Source organism: Planctomycetota bacterium (genome assembly GCA_035574235.1).
Lineage (GTDB): Bacteria > Planctomycetota > MHYJ01 > MHYJ01 > JACPRB01 > DATLZA01.
This window is the reverse complement of sequence record DATLZA010000078.1, coordinates 1-21,243: the sequence shown is the minus strand read 5'-3', so window position 1 is coordinate 21,243 and position 21,243 is coordinate 1. Positions and strand designations below refer to the sequence as shown.

The following is a 21,243-nucleotide window of genomic DNA, read 5'->3' as shown; positions in this document are numbered from 1 at the left end:
GGCCGCCGCTTCACGGTCGCCTCGTGCCGTCGATGAGCCGGCAGCGTACGGGGAAAAGTGTACCCGCTGCTCCCCTGGAACGGCAAGCCGATGGGGGATTCTGCCCCGGGACCTCCGCGGCGGACATTCTCGAACCCCGGGCGACGGCCCTCCGCCGGTTTCCGGCCGCCGCGCGAGCCGAATTGGGCGCGGCACGTCGGCCAGGTACCCAGGATCGCCACCGCACGCAGGACGGGGTGGATCGCCTGAGGGGGGGCCTGAAAAGGGGGGATCACTCCAGACCGAGGGGAATCGCAGGGTTTCTTATGAAGTCGAGGGAGTCCCTTCGACGACGGGGCGAGTGTAGTTTAAGTCGGCGTCCAAAGGCGACGAAACCTGAGAAACCTACCGCTCCCCCCTTTCACTTGTGCGCCTCGAAGGTCTGGAAAACGGGCGGAAACATCATCACCATCCCCAGGAAGATGAGGATGAGCGAGACGATCCACACCCGCTTGAAAGCGATTTCTTTGTCATGCCACAGGGCGTGAGCCGCCGTCCATGTGACCAACCAGGCGATGACGCCCACTCCTGTTTTGCCTGTGAGCGGGCCGGCCGGGTTCCACCAGTTGAGCGCGTCATTGACCGCCGTGCTCGCCGACGCAAGGACGGTGGCCAGCCCGCTCACAAAGACGCCGATCGCCGCCGAGAGGAGGACCGCCATCGCGGGACCGCTCGGTTTCAGCTTTGGCTCAACGGGTGTTTCCTTTGCGTCTTTAGCTGTTTCGATCATCATGTCACCTCAAAGGATCGGGGCCACTTTATTGATGAACGCGCCGAAGACGCCCGCGACCGCGGCCGAGCCGAAGGCCAGGATGAAGAAGGTCATGGTCGCCCGCCGGAGCTCATGGCGATTGGCCAACTCGATGCCGTACATCATGACCAAGGCCGCCGCCGCGGTGGCCAGGATCGGAGAGGCCCACGCCACGTGCTCCTTCCATTCCATCGCGAAGGTGTGCCAGGCTGCCTTTTGCGGATGGGCCAGGAGCATCGAGCGCGGGCTCGTGGGGGCATTCGCACGGTACCATGGGTAAACGATGTAGGTGCCACTGATGACCGTAGCCCAGCAGACGATCGCCATAACCCACATCCCTATCTTGAGATGGCGCATGCGCTCGGCCAAGCCGGCCTCGGTTACGAGCCACCTCTTCAGGTTCCAAAGTCCCGCCAAGCCGCCGGCGAAGGCCAGAAGGTAGATCGCCCCCACGACCATCCCGTGGAAGACGGTCCAGAACTCCCGCCACGACATGGACATATCTTCCTCCCTAGAACTCAAACTGAAACCGCACGAAGAGGACGACCTCGTCGTTGGTCCGATGAGATCCGACCGTGATGTCGTCGTCGAATCTCAGGTGCTGCAATTGGATCTTGACCGCCATGTGTTTGTTGGGGTAATGGTTAACCCCGATCGTATAGCCCTTGGCTTTGTCCGTCCCCGTCGCCAAGCCTGCCTGAAGGACGTCTTTTTCGAGCGTGAATTCTTCATATCGTGCGACGGCTTCCCAAGCGCCCCACGTACCCTTGGCGGGATCGAAGTTCTGCGCCGGGAAGACGGGCCGGTTCCGGCGCTTATTCTCTCCCGAAAGCACGCAGGCCCCTTCGACGAACCAGCCGCTGCCGGTGAACTCTTCTTTCACGGTTCCTCGGGTCACCTGCCCCCAGTCGACGTGGATGTATTCCGCGCGGATCGCGGCGGGGCCGTAGAGCCATTCGAGATCCGCGCCCCAGCGGACACGGTCGTCGTTCACCGCCGCGGCCGGCCCGCTCGACCACGTCCAGAAGCGCGTCCCTGCTCCTGTCTGGAACCCTGTACCGCCGAGGGTCTCTTCCTGACCGGAGGTTGACGCGGAGACCCCCAAGTACAGGTTGTCGAGGAGGTTTATCCCTTTGTGAAAGGGGGCCAAGACAAGGCGTCCGGCGTATTCCTTGTCGGGATTGTTCTCGGTGCTGCGACCCCGACCGTTGAAGACGCCCGCGCCGTATTCGATCCGGTCTTCCCAGAGCTTTCCGTAGAGCATGGCCCCGATGTCTTCAAGCTGAAGGAAGTTCGCCACGCCGAGAGATCGTTCCGCGAAGTCCCAATACTGATCCGAGTGGAGCCCTTCCATGCTGAAGGGTTCCTTGAAGAGTCCGACGCGGAACCGCGCGCAGGGAAGGTGCAGCGACTCCAGCCACGCGAAGTGCAGGTTCGGAGTCTGCTGGTCCCATCGTCCCATCACCATGTAGCCCCACTTCTCCTCCAGGACGCCGGTTCCGAAGAGGCGCGCGCGACGGATGAGGAAGTTCGAGTCACCGTCCTCTTCTTCCAAAAAGAATCGGCCGTCCAGTTGGCCGGAGCCGCCGATGCGGAGCCGGTCGTCTTTGCCCACGAACCAGAAACCTTCGTCGAAGATCGTCTCGGCCTCCTGCTCTTTTTCCCTCCGCTGGGAGACGATCTCGTCAAGCAAGCTCTTCGACTCTTTTTGCTCCTTCTGGAGAGAATCGACCCGCTTTTCCAGCTCTTCCTGCTTCCTTCTGGACTCTTCGACCTCGCGCTTCAGCTTTTCGAATTCATCCTGCGACTGAAGGAAGAGAAGAATCCCCATGAGCGCGTTCATTCGGCTTCCTCCATCGCTTGCAGGATTTCGTCCGGTGCGGCGGTAACGTCGTTGACATCGACTCGTCGACGAAGACGGAAATGCTTCTTTCCACAGGCCAAGACGCGTGGGCCAGAGATGTCGTTATGAGGAGGGCCTTGCCCCAGAGAACGTTTCTCGTCAAGACCGACGAGCCGGAACGCCGAAAGGTCACCGCAGGGATCGGAAAAGCGATCCGGTACGTCAGCAAGCATCGTATGGCGCGGCGTCGTTCGGCGGCGAAATCCGACGACACGGATGGGTCTCCGAAGGCCGAACTCTTCTGTCCATCTGCAATCGGTTGTTTCTTGTGTCCGCCTCATTTCGAGACGCATTACGCAAGCGCGTTGCCAACGTCGTAGGGCGGCTTTTTGAGGGGGGGGGAGGAGGTTCATAGTCGGTATTTTTCCGGGAAGACCCGGGAAATCCCGCGAAACGTCCGGTCGAGGGGGGCTGGCAGCGGAATTCTGACCAAGCCGGGCACGCCGGGCCCGCTTTCCAAAATCAGGGCCTGCGAGAAATTTCGGTGTTCAAGATCCTCTGATCGGGGAAGGAGGATCGATGAAGAGGGAGCGATTCGGGAAGGAGCCGATCGTCCGGATCCTGAAGGAGACGGAGACGGGACGGAGGCTGCGGGAGCTGGAGAAGGAAAGCCTGCGACTCCAGCGACTTGGGGTCCCGCGGGACTTGGAGATCGATGCGCTCCAGGAGGTCCCGGGATCCAACGTCTGACGCCACGGCATTGGAAGGAAACGGCGAGGAAGCGAGGGCACGGCGAAACGTCCTCCTTCGGGCCTGAGGCCTCGGGACCCCAAAGGAGTCCCCTGCGACGTGGGAAGGGGGGGCGTGAAAACGTCGATCCGGTTGGAAGGATGAGATAGCCCTGAAAAGAAGGATCGCCCCGCTGGCTCCGGCGCGCTTCCTTTCGTTCTCAGGTCCGACGGGATCGGAGCGGAAACGTCTCGTTTAAACTCCGACGTGTTCCAGGACATTCCCTTGGGAGAGCCCCTTCTGGGCGATCGTTGCCCGCCGGAAAATCTGTAAGAAGGTGGATAATTCCACAGCGCGAAGGAGAATGCTTCGTTCAATGGGCGTGCCCGACCGTCACGTCGTCTCGATAAAGAGCCGCCGGGCGAGTTTCCACACCTCGAGTACCGTTACGGGCACCACCGCCAGGGCAAGAGATCCCATGCATTCTCCGAACGTCAACGCTCCGGTCTTCAAAAATCCTTCCAGGATTCCGGAATGGTGGCTGTAGATCTGCAATCCGAGGGTCAGCACGGCGATGACGACCAAACGCATGTTGGACCCCAGGCCGATCTCCCAAAGAATGCGAGTTCGACTTCGGGAAGCGAACGCACGGAGCACCTCGCCCATCACCAGCGTCGAAAAGGCGTAGGCACGGGCCTTTTCGAGAGAATGCTCGATTTCGAGTCCATAGAGGAACCCGGCCAACGTGGAGAGGGCGATCAAGAGGCCACCGATGAGCATCCAGGAAATAAAATTCCGATCCACGATCTCCTGGCCTGGAGGCCGCGGTCGCTGGCGAAGGAGATCTCTGTCGGAAGGATCGGTTACCAGCGCCAGAGCGGGAAGTCCATCCGTGACGAGATTGACCCAGAGGAGCTGGATGGGCATGAGGGGAAGCGGCCAGCCCGCGATCACGGCGATCCCCATGATCAAAAGTTCAGCCGTGTTTCCGCTCAGAAGATAAAGAAGCGTTTTTCGAATGTTCTCGAAGATGGCGCGCCCCTCTTCCACAGCCGAGACGATCGATGCGAAATTGTCGTCGGTAATCACCATGGCGGAGGCGTCTTTCGCCACCTCGGTGCCCGTTTTGCCCATGGCGATCCCGATGTCGGCGCCTTTGAGGGCGGGGGCGTCGTTGACGCCATCTCCCGTCATGGCCACGACGGCGCCTCGGGCTTTCCACGCGCGGACGATTCTCAGTTTGTGTTCGGGGTCTACCCTGGCGTACACCGAAATCTGCTCCACGCGACGGGCCAGCGTATCGTCATCCATGGAGCCGAGAGCCGGCCCGGTCAGAACTTCTTCCTCTTTCTCGGCGATTCCCAAGGCGCGCGCGACGGCCAGGGCTGTTCGAGGGTTGTCGCCCGTGATCATGACCGGCCGGATTCCCGCCCGCCGGCACGTCGCGACGGCGTTTTTCGCTTCGGGCCTCGGCGGATCCTGGAGTCCCACCAGCCCGAGAAAGACCAGCCGGTCCTCCGGATCCTCTCCGGCCGAGACATCTCGCACAGCCACCGCCAAGACCCGGAGTCCTTCCCCGGCCATCTCGTCCATCCGGCGTAACGCCCGATTTCGGGTACCCTCCTCCTGGAGCGACGCGCATCGAGGGAGGATCACCTCGGGAGCGCCTTTGACATAAGAGCGGTCCTTGTCCCCTGCTTTGCGAACGCAGGACATCCGCTTGCGCTCGGCATCGAAGGGACGAATGGAGATGAGGGGCTCGCGGGCATCGATGACTTCGGCGGTGATCCCTGCTTTCCGACTCGCAAGGAGAATCGCTCCTTCCGTCGGATCCCCCGCGAGCTGCACCGAACCGTCCCGCTCCACGAGGCGTGCCGTACAACAGGCCGCGGAGGCCCAGAGGACACGGTAGACGGGATCCGGCACTTCCATGCGCGCGACCTCGTCGATCTCGATTCCTCCTTCCAGGGTTTCCACACGTCGAACGGTCATTCGTCCGACCGTGAGAGTTCCGGTTTTGTCCGAGCAGATGACGGTCGTGCAGCCCAGTGTTTCCACCGAAGAGAGTCTTCGGATCAGGGTCCCTTTGCGGGCCATGCGATGAACGCCGAGGGCAAGCGCGATGGTCACGACCGCGGGCAATCCCTCTGGAACCGCGGCTACGGCAAGGCTCACGGAGGTCAGCGCCATCTCAAGAAGGGGAACGTTCCTGAGAAGCCCGAGAAGGAACACCAGGACGATTATGACGCCGGTCGCCCCCACGAGGGTCTTCCCAAAACTCCGGAGACGTGTTTGGAGGGGCGTCTCGTCCTCTTCTGTGGCGCGTACGAGCTCCGCGATTTTTCCAAACTCGGTTCGGGTCCCGGTCGCTACGACCCATCCTGTTCCCATCCCGGCGGCGACGAGTGTTCCCAGGTAGGCCATATTCGCCCGTCCCGCCAGGGGGGTGGAACCGTCAAGGACCGTCGCGGAATTCTTGTCTACGGGCTCCGATTCACCCGTGAGCGCGGCCTCTTCCGTCCGAAGTGCAGAAGTGTGGACCAGTCGCAGATCCGCGGGCACCGGGTCGCCCGCCTCAAGGAGCACGAGGTCCCCCGGCACAAGGTTCGCCGCGGGGATGACGACGATCTGTCCCTCGCGCTTTACCCGTGCGTGGGGAGCCGTCATCTTTCGAAGGGCCGCGAGGGCGTCGGCGGCTCGCCGCTCTTGAAGGAAACCGACGAGGGCGTTCAGAAAGAGGATCGCCACAATGGTCAGCGAATCGGCGATCTCCCCTAGGAAGGCCGCAAGCGTCGCGGCCCCCATCAGAATCCCCGTGAGCACACTGGAAAATTGACTGAGAAACATCCGGAGATTCGTTCGCCTGGGGGGCGAGGGAAGGCGATTGGGGCCGAACTCGGAAGACCTCCGAAGGGCTTCTGCTTGTGAGAGCCCCTCCTGGGCATCGGTCTTAAGCAGCGCCCTGACGCCGTCCACGGGGAGAGCATGCCAGGCCGGCGCCAGCCCGGAGGGCGCAAGGGTTTCGATTTTCACGGTGAAATCAGCCCGGGGGGGCCGCGTCTTGGTCCGCAGGCGAAACAGGACGACCTTCTGCGTTTACGACATGACGGACGACTCGGGGAAGAACGGCAAGGAAGGCGTATTCAAGACAGGCGCCGAGGGTCCGGGCTCGAAGTTCAAGGCGCGCCGGCTCGAACCGGGCGCCAGCGGCGGGAGCGATCTCAAGAGCGCGCCGTGCCGCCGTCCCGACCGTGCGCGGCCAGGGGATGATGGTCATGGAGTCGTTTGCGACGCCGAAGGGGATCTGGGGCCATGCGGTCACCGGATTGTCGATCATCTGAGCGCAGGTGAGCTTCACCGTCGTCATCGAACTCGAATCCCGGAGGATTTGCGCCGTCGCGGCGATCCATGGCCGGCAGCGTGCCTCAAGATCGCCGTTGGCGAGAAAGGAAGAGTGCGGGATCGCATCGAGGGAGGCGTCCTGGGGCAAAGGGGGCAGCGTCTCGCGGGGACAGGCTTTCGTCGCACGATCGCGCTCCGCCTCTTCCCCCGCCGGGCGGAAGGCACGCGCGCCGGGAAGAAAAGGCGAAAAGTTCCGGACTTTCTTTCTCATGCCGCCGCCCACACTCCTTCCTTCCGAAGACGGCGCCGCTTCCAGAGATAGAAGATCACGGGATAGACGAGGAGTTCCATCAAGAAACTCACCGCGATCCCGCCGATTAAAGGAGCCACGAGGCGGCGGGTCACGTCCGCCCCCGTCCCGGTCGCCCACATGAGCGGGAGGAGGCCGATCATGTCCGTCGCAACCGTCATCGTTTTCGGGCGGATCCGTTTCACGGCCCCCTCGTAGACCGCGTCGAAGAGATCTTTGGGGGTACGCATTCGGCCCTCGGACTTGAAGCGTTCAAAGGTCGTGTCGAGGTAGAGAAGCATGACCTGGCCGGTCTCGGCGTCGACGCCCAGCAGAGCGATGATTCCGACCCAAACGGCAAGACTCATGTTGTACCCCAGGGCATGAAGAAACCAGAAGGCGCCGATCAGGCTGAAGGGAACTGCCGCCAGCACCACGAAGACCCGGAACCAGCTCTTGTTCGAGATGTAGAGAAGGAGGACGATGAGGGCCAGCGTGACCGGAATCACCACGCTCAGGCGTTTGTTCGCCTGCTCCAGATACTCGAACCGGCCGGACCAGACGAGCGCGGTGCCGGCCGGAAGCGGGACCTCTTCCCCAATGACCCGTTTGGCTTCCTTGACGTAGCCGCCCAGGTCTCGGCCCGCGATGTCTACGAAGACCCACGCGGTCCGCTGGGCGTTCTCGCTCCGGATCATGGGTGGACCGGGCTTGATGCTGATTTCGGCCAGCTGCTCCAGCGGGACCTGAAGGCCGGTCGGGGCCGCAACGAGCGTCCTCCGAAGGGAAGGAAGGTCGTCCTTGAGCTCCCGCGCGTAGCGGACATTGACCGGATAACGCTGGAGCCCTTCCACGGTGGTCGTCACGTTCATCCCGCCGATCGCCGACATGACCACATCCTGGACATCTCCCACGGTGAGACCGTATCTCGCCGCCTCCTCGCGTCTCACCTGGATGTCGAGGTAGTAACCTCCCATCGTCCGCTCGGGATAGGCCGAAAGCGTGCCGGGCACCTTGCGGATCGAGACCGCAATATGCTCGGCGATCTCGGAAAGCTTCCCGAGGTCGTCCCCCATGACCTTGATCCCGACGGGCGTCTTGATCCCGGTCGTGAGCATGTTGATCCGGTTCTCGATCGGATAGGGCCAGGCATTGGCGATCCCGGGGAGGCTTACGACCTCGTTCAAGCCCGGATGGCGCGTCCCGTCCGGGTCGGTCCAGCCATGAACCAGTTCCTCGGTTGTGATCTTCCGCTCCTCCGGCCAAAAGGTGATCGTTAAGGGCCACTTGAGCCAGCCCGGCCAGGAGCTGAAAAAATAATCCACTTTGCGCTTCGGCCATTTCGTCGTATCCGGCTCCAGCTGGACGACGGTCTCGATCATGGAGAGCGGCGCCGGGTCCGTGGCGCTCTCGGCCCGTCCGATCTTCCCGTGGACGCTCACCACTTCCGGGAAGGTCTTGATGAGTTTGTCCGTCTGTTGAAGGAGCTCCTTCGATTTGGTCACGCTGATCGACGGGTCCGTGGTCGGCATGTAAAGGAGGTCTCCCTCGTCGAGGGGCGGCATGAACTCGGTTCCGATTCTTGAGAGAGGATAGAGGGTCGAAAGGCCGATGAGGAGGACCGCAAGAAGGGTCGCTTTGGGGAACTTCATGACCAGGCGAAATAAGGGAGCGTAAGCCGCCTCGGAGAGCCGGTTGACGGGGTTCCTTTCCTCCTTGGGAAGCTTCCCTCGAATACAGGTGATCATGAGGACGGGAACAATCGTGATTCCCAGGATCGCGCCTGCCGCGATCGCGAAGGTCTTCGTGTAAGCCAGAGGCTTGAACAGACGTCCGGACTGGTCCCCCAGAACAAAGATGGGAAGGAAAGATACCGTGATGACGAGAAGCGAAAAGAAAAGGCTCGGGCCCACTTCCTTGGCCGCCTCGAGAATCACTTCCGTCCGGGATCGCACGGCTTCCCCCCGCCCCTTTTTCTCCTCCTCCATCGCCAAGTGCTTGTGGGCGTTCTCGATCATCACGACGCCCGAATCCACCATGACCCCGATCGCGAGGGCCAGGCCGCCCAGGCTCATGATGTTCGCGTTGATCCCCAGGATCTGCATGACGAGAATCGAGATGAGGAGGCCGATCGGGAGAACGATCATCGCCACCACCGCGCTCCGGACGTGAGCCAGGAAGACGAAGCCGATGATGCCCACAACGACCAATTCTTCGATCACGGCGCGGTTGAGTGTCTCGACGGCGCGCTCGATCAAGGCCGAGCGATCGTAGGTCGTCTTGATGGAGACCCCGGGCGGAAGGCCGTCCTCGAGCTGCGCGAGCTTCGCCTTGGCGTCCCGGATCACTTTGTAGGCGTTCTCTCCGAAGCGAGCGACGACGACTCCGCCCACCGCCTCGCCGTGGCCGTTCCATTCGCCCACCCCGCGCCGCATCTCGCCGCCGACTTCAAGGGCGGCCACGTTCGCCAGGAGCACGGGAGTGCCGTCATCGCCCAGGCCGACGGGCGTCTTTCCGAGGTCTTTCAGTCCATTGAGATACCCGCGGCTCCGAACCATGTACTCGTTTTCGGAAATTTCGATCACGGCTCCGCCCACATCGCGGTTCGAGCGCTCGATCGCCATGACCACATCCTTGAGCGGCAGTTTGTATGCCAGGAGGCGGTTAGGGTCGAGGACCACTTGGTACTGGCGGACGAAACCGCCGATCGAAGCGACTTCGGAGACCCCCTCGACGGCCGTCAGAGGATATCGCAGATACCAGTCCTGAAGACTCCGCAGTTGCGCGAGGTCCTGGTTTGCGGGGACGAGGTCCCTTCCATCGAGGGGACACTGCCCAGGAGTGTCGAAGGCACGAACTTTCGCAAGCCCCTCTCCAGGCTTTGAAAACCACGCGCCTTTCGCGTCATGCCAGATTCCCCGGGGATGCTCGGGGCAATAGTAGCCCGGATGAAGGACGTACTGATAGACCCATCCCACGCCGGTGGCGTCGGGCCCGAGCTTGGGTTCGATTCCCTTGGGCAGGCGGTCGCGGGCGAAGTTCAGGTATTCAAGGACGCGGCTCCGCGCCCAGTAGATGTCCGTCCCATCCTCGAAGAGGACGTAGACGAAGGAGAGTTCGAACATGCTGTAGCCGCGAACGAAAGTCGAGCCGGGGACGGAGAGCATCGCGGTCGCGAGGGGGTAGGTGACCTGGTCGTCGACGACCTGAGGGGCTTGGCCAGGGTACTCCGTGACGATGATGACCTGCACGTCGGAAAGATCGGGGATCGCGTCAAGGCGGATGGTGCGGGCGGCCCAGACACCGAGCACGGTGACGATCGCCGTGAGGAAAAGGACGAGCGCCTTATTCCGGACGGAGTACTCGATGATGTTTCGGATCATCACGTCCTCCTAATGGAGGTGAGAAGGCCGCGACTTTTCCTCGGGCTTCGCCGGCGGTGGGGGGTGGAGCAAGTTTTCCCCCGTCATCTTCTGGATCGCCTCGCGCATGCGGCTTTCGGCGTCCAAGAGGAACTGCCCGCTCGTCACAACCTTCTCCCCCGGCGCGAGCCCCTCAAGAATTTGGACTCGACCGTCCCCCGTCTCGGCCCCCACGCGAACAATCCGGGGATCGAAATGCCCACCGTCACGCGCGACGAAGGCGATCTGTCGGACTCCCGTTTCGAGGACCGCCTCGCGCGGAACGATGAGCGTTCGGCCCGCAACCCGCACCCGGAGATCGATCGTGGCATACATGCCGGGCTTGAGGACGAGGTTCGGATTGGGAAAGCTGAGGCGCGCCACTGCGGTCCGCGTCGCGGGATGGACGGATGGGGAGATGTAGACGACCTCGCCTTCAAAATCGCGTCCTGGAAGGCTGCTCACGATGGCTTTGGCCTTTTGTCCCAGGGCCAGAGAGGGCAGTTGGGCTTCGTAGATTTGGGCATCCAGCCAGAGGATGCTCTGGTCCACGATCCGGAAAAGCTTCATCCCGGCCTCGACGGCCGATCCCTGCACGACCCTCTTCTCGACGACGTATCCATCGGACGGACTGACGAACGTGATGCGGAGTTGGGCGGCTCCTTCGCGGAGGATCGCATCGATCGTTTCGGCGGGTACATCCCAAAGAGAGAGCTTGCGGCGAGCGCTTTCGACGAGCCGCTGACGGTCAGTGCGCAGGCCCGAGTCGGCCTCCTTGGAGAGCCGATCGAGCGCACGCACCGCCGTCAGAAGTTCCTCCTGCGCGACCAGGAGTTCGGGGCTGTAAAGGTCGAAGAGCGGAGCTCCCTTTTTGACGAAGATCCCCTCCGTGTCGGCATGCAGTTTATCGATCCAGCCTCCGACTTTGAGGGTGATGTCGCGTTGCCGCGGTTCCGCCTCCCGAAAGTATCCCACCGTTCGAACCGACACGAAGAGGGGCCCTTCCTCGACCGGCGCGGTCCGAATCCCGATGTTCTGCGTCATGATCGGATCAATGGTCACGGTGGGACCCGCGCGAACTTCATCCTCGTAGACCGGAATGAGATCCATTCCCATGGGGCTCTTGCCCGGCTTGTCCGAGATGTACGGAGGCTTCATCATGGGATCCCAGTAATACTTCACCTTCCGTTCTTGGTCCGGCGGGGCGGAGGGCTCCGGCCTGAGCGGGACAAGCTTCATCCCGCAAATGGGGCAATTCCCGGGCTTATCCTGGATGACCTGAGGGTGCATCGAACAGGTCCACAGCGGCTTGACCTGCCCCTCCGAGGACGAGGGGGGCGCGGAGGCTCGCAACCACAGGACGGCGACGCCGAATCCCATCGACGCGGATGCGAAAAGCGCCAACAAAAGGGAAGCCGTCTTTCTCATGCGGACTGAAATAAGCAAGGCCCATACCCTCCGTTCTCTTCTCGAAGATCAACGAATCAGGGGACACGTGATGCGGAAGATTCCTCGACGGCGCGGAATTTCCTGGGTTGAAACTTCCTCGCCGGCGAACGACGCCGCATTGCCGCTTGGCCCACCCTTTGCAGTCTTCCCCTCTGGAGACGTTCGCCGCTTATTCGGAGGAGGTCTATGGCCAAAGCCCGGTCGAAGGTCGAAACGGCCAACGCCGGAGACAACCGCGCTCCCTTCAACCGGGAATTCTTCGCCACGGTGTTCCGTGAGCGTATAACCTCCCTTTGCCGGAATCGGTCGGGGGATGTCGCGGTGGTGCTCCTCCAGCTGGGGGACGGCCAAGAGCTCGATCTTTGCCACATCGAGATCCTGACGGCTCGATGGATGACGGTCGCCGTCTTCAGGGATGCAAAATCCTGCGAAGATATGGATTTCGTCTTTGTGCCTTACGAGATGATCACTCGGGTCACTCTGTCCAAGCGGGATGCTGCCGAACGGCGCGTCGGCTTTCAGATCGGACACGCGCCTCCGTTTGCGTCTTCACGAAATGCCGCCTCCGGCGCGTGCGGTCTTCAATCCGCCGGCTCGCAGCGTTAAAGTGGGGCGCTCCCGATTTTCAGGCCTTCGAATCGCTTTGCATTGCGCTGCCGTCCCAAGGTCGCAATCCCCCCCCTGGGCTTCCTCCAGCGTCTTGAACACCTCCCCCGCCGGCAGGGAAGCCCGGCAGCCGGAAGGCCCGTGGATTTTGCGGAACCCCTCCTCATCTTTCCGACGGGCGGCCTCGAGGGTCAGGACGGCCGAAGCGGCGCGCTTCGCGGGGTTCGGCCGGCGGGGGGCTTCGCCATACGGACGAGGCCGGAAGACCCAGGAGAACGCGCCGAGGCTTCCCGGGGGCGCGAAAGACTTGATTGTCCAGGGGCGACTCTTTAGACTCCCCGACGCGGGGGCCCCTTTGCGCGGCGCGTCCCGACCGGGTGGCGTACCCAAGTGGCCTAAGGGGGCAGTTTGCAAAACTGCTATTCGCCGGTTCAAATCCGGCCGCCACCTCCAAAACGCCCGTTGTTTCCCGCCGTCCGCTGTGCAAGAATGCATCCAGGATGATGCGGGACGCGCGGGCCCCTCTGCGGATCCTCAGCCTCGAGGACGATCTCGAAGACGCCCTCCTCGTCGAGCGCGCCCTTCGCGCCTCCGGAATCCGCTTCGTCTTCCGCCGGGTGGAGGGACGCGAGGAATTCCTGCGGGCGCTCGCGGAGGAGGAGCCGCCGGACCTCATTCTCTCGGATCATTCCGTTCCCTCCCTGACCGGCCTCGAAGCGCTGACCCTGGCCCGGGAGCGCCGCCCCGGCATTCCCTTCATCTTCGTCTCGGGACACGTGGGCGAGCAACGGGCCGTCGAGGCCCTCAGGGCGGGCGCGACGGACTACATCCTCAAGGATAACCTCACGGCCCTCGGGGCGTCCGTCCGCCGCGCCGTCCGGGAGGCGGACCTCCGGCGGGATTTCGAGCGTGCCCAAGCGGAGCTCCGTGAACGCGCGGAGGCCCTCCGGCTCATCCTCGACTCGGCCCTCGACGCCGTGGTGACCATGGACGAAGAGGGCCGCGTCACGGGCTGGAACCCGCAGGCCGAGCGGATCTTCGGCTGGTCGCGGGAGGAAGCCCTGGGGCGGCCGATGGCCGACCTGATCGTTCCCGAGCGATATCGGGAGGTCCACCGAACGGGGCTGGCGCGCTTTCTGGCGACGGGCCAGGGGCCGATTCTCCGCCGCCGCATCGAGATCGAGGCGCTCCGGCGCTCCGGGGAGGAGTTCACGGTGGAGCTCGCGGTGATCCCGGTTCAGGTGGGCGGCCGGTGGTCCTTCAGCGCTTTTGTCCGGGACATCACGGACCGGAAGCGCCGCGCCACGCGCGCCGACCTCGACCGCGTCGTGTCCCGGATCCTGGCGGCCTCGCCGCGGCCGGAGGAAGCGGTTCGCGCGATCCTCCAGGCGCTTTGCCGGGAACTGGGCTGGCCGGTGGCCCTCTACTGGCGCGTGGATCCCGAGGCGGGCGTTCTGCGCCTGGGCGACGCCTGGCCGGAACCGGCCGGAGCGTTCGCCGAATTCCTGGAGGACAGCCGCCGGAGGGAGTTTCGCCGCGGAGAAGTCCTGCCCGGCCGCATCTGGGAGCAGGAAGCCCCGCACTGGTTCGAACGCATCCGCGAAGACCCGGCCTTTCGTCGCGCCTCGTTCGCCGCGCGCGCCGGCCTGGCCGGCGGCTTCGGATTCCCTGTGGGGGAGCCCGGCCGCCTTCGGGGCGTGATCGAAGTCTTCAGCCGCCGGCCGGAACCGCCGGATCCCGAAATGCTCGAGATGACGGCGGACCTGGGCCGCGCGATCGGACGCTTCCTCGAGCGCCGCGATGCCGAGGAGCGCCTTCGCGAAAGCCAGGAGCGCTTCCGCGTCCTCTCCGAGGAGGTCCCCGAAATCCTCTTCATGGCGCGGCCGGACGGCCTCTGGGAATACGTCAACGGACGCTTTCTCGCCCACACCGGCATGGCTCCGGAAGCCGCGTCGGGCGAGGGATGGATCGGGATCCTTCATCCGGACGACCGCGACGCCGTGCGGGAGCGCTGGAGGCGCTCCGTGGCCGCCGGCGAACCGTTCGAGGCGGAATTCCGCCTGCGCCGGGCGGACGGCGCCTATCGCTGGTTCCTGGCCCGAAGCGTTCCGCTGCGCGACGGCGAAGGCCGGGTCTCCCGATGGCTGGGAGTCGCCACCGACATCGACGATCAGCGGCGCGCGCGGGATCGGCAGGCGTTCCTGACGGAGGCGAGCGCGACCCTGGCCTCTTCGCTCGAGGTCGAGACCACGCTGGCGACCGTTTCGCGCCTGGTCGTGCCCCGTTTCGGAGACTGGTGCGCCGTCCATCTGCTCCAGGAAAACGGGACGGTCCGTCACATGGGGCTCTATCACCGCGATCCGGCCCGCGTTCGGCTCGTCGAAGAGATGCTGGCGCTCTATCCCCTCGATCCCGACCTGCCCCACGGCTATCCGAAGGTCCTGCGCACAGGGGAGCCCGAACTCATCCCGGAGCTTACCCCGGAGATCGTCCGCGACGCCGTCCGGAGCGAGGAGCACCGGCGCCGGATCGAGTCCCTGGCCCTGGTTTCCTCCCTGTGCGTTCCGCTGCGGGCGCGGGGCCGCACGATCGGGGCCCTTTCGGTGGCCACGGCGGAATCGGGCCGCCGCCTCGGCCAGGCCGAGCTCGAACTCATGCAGGAGCTGGGGCGCCTGGCCGCCTACGCGATCGACAACGCCCGCCTCTATCGGGAAGTGCGCGAGCTGACCTCGACCCTGGAGGAGCGCGTGGCCCGCCGCACGGCCGAACTCGAGGAGGCGCTCCTTCAGATGGAGGCCTTCACGTACAGCGTCTCCCACGACCTCCGCGCGCCCATCCGCGCCATCGGAAGCTATGCGGACATCCTGCTGGCCGAAAAGGCCGAGCGCCTGGACGAGGACGGACGCGCCAGCCTCCGGCGCATCGCGGCGGCCGCCCGCCACATGGACGCCCTGACGCGAGACCTCCTCGTCCTGGCCCGGGTCGGGCGCACGCACCTCGAGGTCCGCACGATCGATCCGACGTCCCTTTTGCGCGAGATCCTGGCGGGCATGCAGGAGGAAATCGCCGCCTGCGGCGCTCAGGTCGCGCTCGAGGAGCCCTTCCCGCCGGTTCGGGGCGACCGGCTTCTGCTCGGCCAGGCGCTTCAGAATTATCTCTCCAACGCCATCAAGTTCGTCGCTCCCGGCGTGCCGCCCCGGGTCCGCGTCCGCGCCGAGCGCCGGGACGGGCGGGTGCGCTTGTGGGTCGAGGACAACGGGATCGGCATCGCGCGCGAGTATTGGGATCGGCTCTTTCGCCTCTTCGAGCGCCTGCACACGGCGCAGGAATACCCCGGCACGGGGGTCGGCCTGGCGATCGTCCAGAAAGCGGCCGACCGGATGGGCGGCCGTGTCGGGGTGGAGAGCGAGCCGGGGAAAGGAAGCCGCTTCTGGATCGAGCTTCCGGCCGCCTGACCCGGCCGGAAAACGTGCGTCCGACCGCCCCTGCCCGGTATGATGGCGGCCGATGCGATTGCTCCTGCTCCTGGTTTCGGTTCCCGCGGCGCTTCCGCAGGAGAATCCGTCGCGCGAGGAGCGGCTTTTCCCCTTCGTTCTTTCGGAGGGAGAGGGGGCCTCGGAGGTTACGGATCTGACCGCGACGGGGGCGCCCCTGGCGCGCGTCGAGGCGGGGCCGGACGGACACCTCCAGGCCGGCGGCCGCAGGACGCGGTTCCTTGGAGTCAATCTCTCGTTCGCCGGAAACTTCCCCGCGCGCGAGGACGCCGACCGCGTCGCGGCGCGGCTGGCGCGGTTCGGCGTCAACGTCGTGCGCTTCCACCACCTGGATACCTCCCGCTGGCCGCAGGGCCTCTGGGCGCCGGGACCGGGCGCCCCGCGCGCTCTGGCGCCGGAGGCTCTGGAACGCCTGGATTTCTTCGTGGCCTGCCTGGCGCGCCGCGGCATCTACTCCAATCTCAATCTCCTCGTGGGACGCCCGTTCGGAGCTTCCGACGGGCTTCCTCGCGAGATCGAATCGGTCCCCCCGAAGGCCCGCCACGCGGCGGGATTTTTTCACGCGCCGCTTCTGGAGCTCCAGAAGGCCTACGCGCGCGATCTCCTGGCGCGGCGCAATCCCCACCGGGGCTTCACCTACGCCGAGGATCCGGCGGTGGCCTTCGTCGAGATTCATAACGAGAACGGGCTTCTGCACGCCTGGAAGGAAGGGACGCTGGCGGGCCTTCCGGCGTTCCTTCAGGAGGACCTCCGGCGGCAGTGGAACGCGTGGCTCCGGGAGCGGCACGGGTCGTTCGAGACGATGGCCCGCGCGTGGGGGGTCCGCGAGGAGCCGTTCGGCGACGAGATGCTCGGCGGCGCGTGGTCGCTGGAGCGCCACGAGAAGGCCGAGGCGGAAGCGTCGCCTCTCGGCGCGGGCGGGATGCGCGTCCGGGTGACGCGTCCGGGGAGCCAGGGGTGGCACGTCCAGCTCGTGCACGGAGGGCTCAAGATCGAAGCGGGGCGTCCCTACACGCTCCGGTTCCGGGCCCGCGCCGAGCCGGCCGGGACGGTGCGCGTGTCCCTGGCGCAGGCGCACGCGCCGTGGCGCGGCCTGGGGTGGGAGTTCGACGTCCCGCTCGGTCCGGAGACCCGGGAGTTCCGATTCTGCGGGATTCCCGCCGAGGGAAGCCCGACGGGCCGGCTTCTCGTGACGGGTCTGGGAACCCGCGTCGGGATGGTGGAGCTGGCGGACGTGTCGCTGCGTCCCGGCGGGCGTGTCGGCCTGGAGCCCGGGGAACGTCCGGAGGAGGGAACGGTCCGGCCCTTCCTGGAGCATCCGCCGGCGGGGCGTCCGAGGGAGGCGGTGCGGGACTGGATCCGGTTTCTGCGGGAGACGGAGGCGCGCTATTGGCGGGCGATGGCTCGGTTCCTCCGCGAGGATCTGGGCGTCCGGGCGCTTCTCATCGGCACGATCGTCGGATGCAGCACGCCGGGACTCATGGCGGAGCTCGACGTCGTGGACGCCCACGCCTACTGGAAGCACCCGGAGTTCCCGGGACGGCCGTGGGATCCCGACCGGTGGATCGTGGAGAACGAAAGCATGGTGAACGCGCGCGGCGGCACGCTTCCGGGCCTGGCGTCGCGCCGCGTCCTGGGGAAGCCCTTCAGTGTGACGGAGTACAACCACGCGGCGCCGAATACCTACGGCACGGAAGGGTTTCTCCTTCTGGCGGCGTATGCGGCGCTTCAGGACTGGGATGCGATTTACGTCTACTCGTATTCGCACCGCAACGACGCGTGGGACGAGGGGCGGATCTCGGGGTTTTTCGACATCGCGGGGCACGCGGGGAAAATGGCGACGCTTCTTCCCGCGGCGGCGATGTTCCGCCGCGGGGACGTCCGTCCCGCCGAGGGATGCGTGGCCGTGCCCTTCGGGACGGATCGGGAGCTTGAGGTCCTGGAGCGGTCGCACGCCTGGGACGTGGCCGCGGGGCATCACGCGGGGCTGGCGCCCGAGGCGGCGCTCGTTCACCGGGTGGGGCTGGCGCTCAGGCCGGGGGATCCGCCGGCGGGGGCGCGCGCCTGGACGCCGCCGGCCGAGGCGCGGTTCGTCTCCGACACGGGCGAGGTGGTCTGGGACGCGCGCCGGCCGGATCGCGGGGTGGTGACCGTGGCCGCCCCGCGGAGCCGGGCGGTCGTCGGCTTCGCCGGAGGTCGCGCCTGGGAACTGGGCGACTGGACGGTGGAGGTGGGAGCGACGCTGCAGGACGGCTGGTGCGCGCTCACGGCCACGGAAGTTTCGACGTCGCGGTGGCTCGTGACGGCGACGGGGTGGATCGAAAACACGGGCATGGCGTGGAAGGACGCGGCGCGCTCCAGCGTGGGACGGAACTGGGGCGGGGCTCCCACGCGGGTGGAGGGCATTCCGGCGCGCCTTCGGATTCCCCGTCCGCCGGAGCGGGCGCGGGCGTGGGCGCTGGACGGCCGGGGGGCGCGGAAGGCGGAGCTTCCCGTGACGGGGGCGCCGGAAGGGCGCGCCTGGATCGAGCTGGGTCCGCGCTGGAAAACCCTGTGGTATGAAGTGGAGTTGCGCTGACGGTTTCGGCCGCGGAGCTTATCGGCGCGAGGCCGCTTTCTCCAGAAGCTCGAGGAAACTCGTCATCAGGCGCGTGAGGTGCTTGCGGCGCGGGTAGGCCGCGTAGATCTTGCGCCGGATGGGGAAGCCCGGGGCCCGAAGTTCCACGAGTTCCCCGTGACGCACCTCGCCGGCGATGGCGAATCGCGAGAGGACTCCGATTCCGAGCCCCGCCGCGACGGCGCGCTTGACCGTTTCCGGACATCCCAGCTCCATGAGCGGCGGCCTCGCCTCCCGGCGGGCGAGCAGCCGGTCCGTGAGCCTCCGGGTGGCCGAATCCGGCTCCCGCACCACGAGGCGCTCGCGCGTCCAATCCTCCGCGGAGACCTCCCGCCGCCGGGCCAGCGGATGGCGCCGGGAGGCGAAAAGCACGAGTTCGTCCTCGCACAGGGGAACGACCGCGAACTCGGTCCCCTCGGGCTCGATGCCCACGACGCCCAGGTCCACCTCGTTCGAGCGCAGGCGGTCGAAGATCTTGGCGCTGTTTCCGATCGAAAGGGTCGCACGCGCCTTGGGGTACCGGCGTTCGAACTCCTGCATGACGGGGGGAAGCAGGTAGTTGCCCGGCGTGGTGCTGGCGCCGAGCGCCAGGACGCCCTGCACGGTCGTCTCGGCCTCGGCCACCGCCTCCCGGAAGGCGCGCACTCCTTCGAGGAGCCGCCGGGCCTCCCGGGCGGCGGTCTCGCCGGCGCGCGTGAGGCGGGCGCGTCCCCCCACGGGCTCCAGAAGCCTGGTTCCGAGGTTCTCCTCGAGCTCCCGCACGTGCGTCCAGACGGCCGGCTGGGAGAGATGCAGCTCCCGGGCCGCCCGGCTGAATCCCCCCGTCTCGGCCACGACGAGGAAGGACCGCAGCCATTCGAGGCGCAGCGGCAGATCTCTATCGAGGATCTTTATTGTGCTCATAGGTATAATTCGAATACAGAATAACCCCCCGCGGGCGTACGATCAAGCCCGAAATGAGGCGGGAGGCGACGGCGCCGGCCGCGGATCCGGCTGGCGCCTACGAGGCCTATCAGGCGTGGCCCGAGGAGACGGCCTCCGCGGCGGCGGCGTGCCTGCATGCCGCGGTGAGGCGTCCGCCTCCGCGACGGTGCCTCTTCCTGGGGACCGCCACCGGCGTCAACGACGTTCTCCCCTTCGCCCGGCGCGCGGATCCGGCCGACCGAATCGTGGCGGGAGACATCGTCCCGGCCTGCCTCGACCGCCTCCGGGAGCGCGCCGCCCGCGAAGGGCTGCGGAATGTGGAGGTCCGGGTCCTCGACGTCCGCCGCGATCTCGAGGGACAGGGGACCTTCGACCTGGTGACCCTCTTTTTCGTCATCCACCGGATCGCGGAGTGGCGCGCGGTGGCCGCGCCCCTGGCGGGATGCGTGGCCGAGGGCGGATCGCTCTTCGTCACCGAGTTCGCCGGCCCCGGCGGCATTCTTTATCTCTCCAACGAGCGGGGCGGGACGGGCCAGGATCCCGTGTCCCGCCTCATCCGCCGGTATTTCGAGCTTCTGGCCGAACCCTTCGACCCGCCCCTCAAGAGCACCTGGATCGGGCCGTTCCGCGAACTTCTGGCCCGCTTCCTCCGGCCCGCGGAGACGCGCGAGGTCGTCTGGCCCCAGCGCCTGACCGTGGGGGACATGTACACCCGGATCGCCGCCCGCGCGTACGCCCCGTACTTCGGCACCCGCGCGTCCCCGGCGCTTCTCGAACGCCTCCGCACGGAGTTCGCGCCGGAATGGGAGAGGGAGGTCGCCTTTCAGGAGAAGATCCGGCTCTACCGATTCGTCCGACCGTAGCCGGGCGGCGTCGATTCCCCCGACATGTCGGCTTCGTTCCGGTCATATACTTCCGGCGGTGGGGATGGTCTATGGAGACCCTGGGTCGTGACGAGGTCGTCAAGGCCGCCTTCCGCTATCGGGACGCCCTGATGGGGTACGCCTTCGCGCTGCTTCGCGACTGGTCCCAGGCGGAGGACGTGGTCCAGGACGCGTTCATCGTGGTCATGAACCGCTGGTCCGACTTTCGGCCCGGCACCAGCCTCTTCTGCTGGGTCCGGGAAATCGTGCGCCACAAGGCTCAGGAAGCGCGTCGCGCCCGGATGCGCCAGGCGTCGCCTCTCGACGAAGCCCTCCTGATCCAGGTGACCGAGACCCTCGACGGACACTTCGACGAGGAGGCCGCCGAGCGCCAGTCGCTGATGCATCGCGCGCTGGAGCGGTGCATGTCGTTTCTCAACGCCCGGGCGGTCGAGATCCTGGCGGGATTCTACGGGCGTTCGGAATCCTGCGAGGCGATCGCCGAGCGCCAGAAGCGCAGCGTCAACGCGATCCGGCTCTCCCTGTCGCGCGTGCGCAAGCAGCTTCAGGAATGCATGACCCGGCAACTCCCGCTTCTGGAAGGCGGACCATGAGCGAAGAACTGTTCGAAAAATACCTGCGCCGCGAACTCTCGCCGGAAGAGACCGTGCGGCTCAAGGAACTTCTGGAGGATCCCGCCGCGGCGCGGCGGTTCGTCGAGTTTCTCCAGGAATGGACGGCCCTGGCGGAGGTTTCCCGCCGCCTGGAAGGGGTCCACGCGGTGGGTCGAACGGGCCGGTCGGGCCGCCGGCGGGCGGCGGGGAAAGCCGCAGGGACCCCATGGGCCCCATGGGCGGCGGCGGCCGCGGCGGCGGTCCTGCTGGCGGGGATCGTCG

Annotated in this window: 15 protein-coding genes, 1 tRNA gene and 1 pseudogene; 8 read left to right on the top strand and 9 right to left on the bottom strand. The window is 65.7% G+C overall.

The annotated features are described in order from the left end of the window. Window positions 1-400: 400 nt before the first annotated feature. From VNO22_06710 to VNO22_06700, 3 genes are read right to left on the bottom strand one after another with little or no spacing between them, the layout of a single operon-like run. Complete coding sequence (locus VNO22_06710) at window positions 401-772, bottom strand: hypothetical protein (GenBank protein ID HXG61042.1); 372 nt, start codon at window positions 770-772, stop codon at window positions 401-403. Between the two features lie 6 nt (window positions 773-778). Further along, entirely contained in the window at window positions 779-1,291 is a 513-nt protein-coding gene (locus VNO22_06705; GenBank protein ID HXG61041.1) for a hypothetical protein, read from the bottom strand. 10 nt (window positions 1,292-1,301) lie between these two features. Continuing rightward, a complete protein-coding gene (locus VNO22_06700; GenBank protein ID HXG61040.1) occupies window positions 1,302-2,633 on the bottom strand; it encodes a porin in 1,332 nt (443 codons plus the stop codon). A 579-nt stretch (window positions 2,634-3,212) separates the two neighbouring features. On the opposite strand from VNO22_06700, the gene VNO22_06695 reads away from it, so the two are divergent. Continuing rightward, window positions 3,213-3,383 (top strand): hypothetical protein, encoded by a 171-nt coding sequence (locus VNO22_06695; GenBank protein HXG61039.1) that lies wholly within the window; start codon window positions 3,213-3,215, stop codon window positions 3,381-3,383. 372 nt (window positions 3,384-3,755) lie between these two features. Here VNO22_06695 and VNO22_06690 read toward each other — a convergent pair whose 3' ends face one another. From VNO22_06690 to VNO22_06670, 5 genes and pseudogenes are all read right to left on the bottom strand, one after another. Then, entirely contained in the window at window positions 3,756-6,395 is a 2,640-nt protein-coding gene (locus VNO22_06690) for a cation-translocating P-type ATPase (protein HXG61038.1), read from the bottom strand. 7 nt (window positions 6,396-6,402) lie between these two features. Next, window positions 6,403-6,975 carry a hypothetical protein gene (locus tag VNO22_06685; protein ID HXG61037.1) on the bottom strand — a complete coding sequence of 191 codons (573 nt, stop codon included), beginning with the start codon at window positions 6,973-6,975 and terminating at the stop codon, window positions 6,403-6,405. Next, window positions 6,972-10,376: a CusA/CzcA family heavy metal efflux RND transporter gene (locus VNO22_06680; GenBank protein HXG61036.1), complete on the bottom strand. Its 3,405-nt coding sequence runs from the start codon at window positions 10,374-10,376 to the stop codon at window positions 6,972-6,974. Before VNO22_06680 ends, VNO22_06685 begins: the two co-directional genes overlap by 4 nt. A gap of 9 nt (window positions 10,377-10,385) precedes the next feature. Continuing rightward, on the bottom strand, window positions 10,386-11,576 hold the full coding sequence (locus VNO22_06675) for an efflux RND transporter periplasmic adaptor subunit (protein ID HXG61035.1): 1,191 nt from the start codon (window positions 11,574-11,576) through the stop codon (window positions 10,386-10,388). 54 nt (window positions 11,577-11,630) lie between these two features. Next, window positions 11,631-11,684: pseudogene (locus VNO22_06670) on the bottom strand (heavy metal-binding domain-containing protein). 345 nt (window positions 11,685-12,029) lie between these two features. Between VNO22_06670 and VNO22_06665 the strand changes: the two are divergent. The 4 genes from VNO22_06665 (at window position 12,030) to VNO22_06650 (ending at window position 18,521) form a co-directional block, all read left to right on the top strand. Continuing rightward, on the top strand, window positions 12,030-12,449 hold the full coding sequence (locus VNO22_06665) for a hypothetical protein (GenBank protein HXG61034.1): 420 nt from the start codon (window positions 12,030-12,032) through the stop codon (window positions 12,447-12,449). 376 nt (window positions 12,450-12,825) lie between these two features. After that, window positions 12,826-12,902, top strand: a tRNA-Cys gene (locus tag VNO22_06660). Window positions 12,903-12,949: 47 nt separating this feature from the next. Further along, window positions 12,950-15,904, top strand: coding sequence for a PAS domain S-box protein (locus VNO22_06655; protein HXG61033.1), 2,955 nt, complete (start codon window positions 12,950-12,952; stop codon window positions 15,902-15,904). A gap of 52 nt (window positions 15,905-15,956) precedes the next feature. After that, window positions 15,957-18,521, top strand: a complete 2,565-nt coding sequence (locus VNO22_06650; GenBank protein HXG61032.1) for a hypothetical protein — start codon at window positions 15,957-15,959, stop codon at window positions 18,519-18,521. A gap of 18 nt (window positions 18,522-18,539) precedes the next feature. On the opposite strand, the gene VNO22_06645 is transcribed toward VNO22_06650, so the two are convergent. Further along, on the bottom strand, window positions 18,540-19,463 hold the full coding sequence (locus tag VNO22_06645) for a LysR family transcriptional regulator (GenBank protein ID HXG61031.1): 924 nt from the start codon (window positions 19,461-19,463) through the stop codon (window positions 18,540-18,542). A gap of 53 nt (window positions 19,464-19,516) precedes the next feature. On the opposite strand from VNO22_06645, the gene VNO22_06640 reads away from it, so the two are divergent. From VNO22_06640 to VNO22_06630, 3 genes are all read left to right on the top strand, one after another. After that, window positions 19,517-20,347, top strand: coding sequence for a class I SAM-dependent methyltransferase (locus VNO22_06640; protein HXG61030.1), 831 nt, complete (start codon window positions 19,517-19,519; stop codon window positions 20,345-20,347). 71 nt (window positions 20,348-20,418) lie between these two features. Continuing rightward, window positions 20,419-20,961, top strand: coding sequence for a sigma-70 family RNA polymerase sigma factor (locus VNO22_06635; GenBank protein ID HXG61029.1), 543 nt, complete (start codon window positions 20,419-20,421; stop codon window positions 20,959-20,961). Next, window positions 20,958-21,243: hypothetical protein (locus VNO22_06630; protein HXG61028.1), on the top strand; the 286-nt coding region annotated here is incomplete at its 3' end. The genes VNO22_06635 and VNO22_06630, both read left to right, overlap by 4 nt.

Excerpts from the sequence above, each read along its gene's own strand:
- VNO22_06710 (HXG61042.1), bottom strand. The coding sequence starts at position 772 with ATGATGATCGAAACAGCTAAAGACGCAAAGGAAACACCCGTTGAGCCA.
- VNO22_06705 (HXG61041.1), bottom strand. The coding sequence starts at position 1,291 with ATGTCCATGTCGTGGCGGGAGTTCTGGACCGTCTTCCACGGGATGGTC.
- VNO22_06700 (HXG61040.1), bottom strand. The coding sequence starts at position 2,633 with ATGAACGCGCTCATGGGGATTCTTCTCTTCCTTCAGTCGCAGGATGAA.
- VNO22_06695 (HXG61039.1), top strand. The coding sequence starts at position 3,213 with ATGAAGAGGGAGCGATTCGGGAAGGAGCCGATCGTCCGGATCCTGAAG.
- VNO22_06685 (HXG61037.1), bottom strand. The coding sequence starts at position 6,975 with ATGAGAAAGAAAGTCCGGAACTTTTCGCCTTTTCTTCCCGGCGCGCGT.
- VNO22_06680 (HXG61036.1), bottom strand. The coding sequence starts at position 10,376 with ATGATCCGAAACATCATCGAGTACTCCGTCCGGAATAAGGCGCTCGTC.
- VNO22_06665 (HXG61034.1), top strand. The coding sequence starts at position 12,030 with ATGGCCAAAGCCCGGTCGAAGGTCGAAACGGCCAACGCCGGAGACAAC.
- VNO22_06655 (HXG61033.1), top strand. The coding sequence starts at position 12,950 with ATGATGCGGGACGCGCGGGCCCCTCTGCGGATCCTCAGCCTCGAGGAC.
- VNO22_06650 (HXG61032.1), top strand. The coding sequence starts at position 15,957 with ATGCGATTGCTCCTGCTCCTGGTTTCGGTTCCCGCGGCGCTTCCGCAG.
- VNO22_06645 (HXG61031.1), bottom strand. The coding sequence starts at position 19,463 with ATGAGCACAATAAAGATCCTCGATAGAGATCTGCCGCTGCGCCTCGAA.
- VNO22_06640 (HXG61030.1), top strand. The coding sequence starts at position 19,517 with ATGAGGCGGGAGGCGACGGCGCCGGCCGCGGATCCGGCTGGCGCCTAC.
- VNO22_06635 (HXG61029.1), top strand. The coding sequence starts at position 20,419 with ATGGAGACCCTGGGTCGTGACGAGGTCGTCAAGGCCGCCTTCCGCTAT.